The following is a 1,600-nucleotide window of genomic DNA, read 5'->3' as shown; positions in this document are numbered from 1 at the left end:
CCAGCGCAGCATGGTGCATGGCTTCGTTGGTTTGTTCTGAAATGTGGCGCATTTCTTTGTCGGCCAGTTCGATCAGATCGACGTACTCAAGCGATTTTGCGCCCAACTCGAACAGCTTAAGTGTTAGAGAGTACTTATCCGCTTCGCCTTCTTGAGACACGTAACCGAGCGATTTCATGGTTTGCAGAAAACGGTAAGTAGTCGCTTTCGACATCATTAGACGTTGTGAAAGCTCTGAAACGCCGATGGCTTTCTGTTCACCAAGTGCTTGAAGAATATGAAAAACCTTAAGTACTGACGAAACCGCTTCAGGCTGAGTCGACTTTTCCATTGTTGCCCCTTTCATTCTTAGTTTTCTGCATTATATCGCTGAAAAATTTAAGAACCAGTATTTTTAAAATGCCTTTTCAAAAATTTGAAACCGCGCAATTAAAGAATCCAGAAAAACAAGATCGCAATCAATATTTTTAAAACGCCTTTTCAAAAAAAATTGCAAACAGTTTCTTTTTGGGTCAGGATGAATGCATACAAAGTGACATGGCCAAGACGCCAAATCACGACATTACCTACTATTGAGGAAAACGACATGATTCTTGATTCATTTAACCTTGAGGGAAAAGTGGCCATTGTTACTGGTTGTGACACTGGTCTTGGTCAAGGTATGGCGCTTGGTCTAGCAAAAGCGGGCTGTGACATTGTTGGCGTAAACATCAGCGAACCAACAGAAACGATTGAGAAAGTAGAGGCTGAAGGCCGTAAGTTCGTCGATATCCGCGCTAACTTAATGAAACTAGACGACATCCCAACTATCGTTGACCGCGCAGTAACCGAACTTGGTCGCATTGATATCCTAGTGAACAACGCGGGCATCATTCGTCGTAACGACGCCATCGAGTTTTCTGAGCAAGATTGGGATGACGTAATGAACATCAACGTGAAGTCTGTGTTCTTTATGTCTCAAGCGGTTGCAAAACAGTTCATCGCACAAGGTGAAGGCGGCAAGATCATCAACATCGCATCAATGCTTTCTTTCCAAGGCGGTATTCGCGTGCCTTCTTACACTGCGTCTAAGAGTGGCGTAATGGGTGTGACTCGCCTAATGGCGAACGAATGGGCAAGCCACGGCATCAACGTAAACGCGATTGCTCCGGGTTACATGGCAACCAACAACACGGCGGCATTGCGTGCAGATGAACAGCGCAACAAAGAAATCGTAGACCGTATTCCTGCTGCTCGTTGGGGTACGCCAGAAGATCTAGCTGGCCCTTGTGTATTCCTAGCGTCTAAAGCTGCGGATTACATCAACGGCTACACCATCGCAGTTGATGGTGGCTGGCTAGCGCGCTAATCGAGTTGCGAGAAGGTGATGGTGGATACCACGATATTAGCGCAAGCTTTAGGGTTTATTAGTTTTGGTTTGGGATTCTCCGTCTTCTACCAGAAGAATGACAGGCACCTAAAAATCTTGATGCTGATTTTTAACCTCAATCATCTTCTCCACTTTTTATTGCTGGGTTCGATGGTCTCTGCGCTGAGCGCATTGCTGTCGGCGCTCAGAACGACCACGGCGATTTTTGTCTCGTCGAAACGAGTCGCTGCT

Annotated in this window: 3 protein-coding genes; 2 read left to right on the top strand and 1 reads right to left on the bottom strand. The window is 45.9% G+C overall.

Features of this window, described 5'->3' with window-relative positions:
* Window positions 1-331: helix-turn-helix domain-containing protein (locus R7E78_RS24025; protein WP_318058325.1), on the bottom strand; the 331-nt coding region annotated here is incomplete at its 3' end.
* A gap of 255 nt (window positions 332-586) precedes the next feature.
* On the opposite strand from R7E78_RS24025, the gene kduD reads away from it, so the two are divergent.
* Together kduD and R7E78_RS24015 are read left to right on the top strand one after the other, a co-directional pair.
* The gene (gene kduD, locus R7E78_RS24020; RefSeq protein WP_005482916.1) at window positions 587-1,348 is read left to right on the top strand and encodes a 2-dehydro-3-deoxy-D-gluconate 5-dehydrogenase KduD; all 762 of its coding nucleotides are present in this window, start codon (window positions 587-589) and stop codon (window positions 1,346-1,348) included.
* Window positions 1,349-1,366: 18 nt separating this feature from the next.
* The coding region (locus R7E78_RS24015) for a YgjV family protein (protein ID WP_318058324.1) at window positions 1,367-1,600 on the top strand (234 nt) is incomplete at its 3' end.

It is taken from the genome of Vibrio sp. YT-19(2023) (assembly GCF_033337395.1).
Note: the sequence above shows the minus strand (reverse complement) of the source record. Positions and strands in the feature narration are given on the sequence as shown.

Bases quoted from the DNA above. Each gene is read 5' to 3' on its own strand.
- kduD (WP_005482916.1), top strand. From the start codon at position 587: ATGATTCTTGATTCATTTAACCTTGAGGGAAAAGTGGCCATTGTTACT.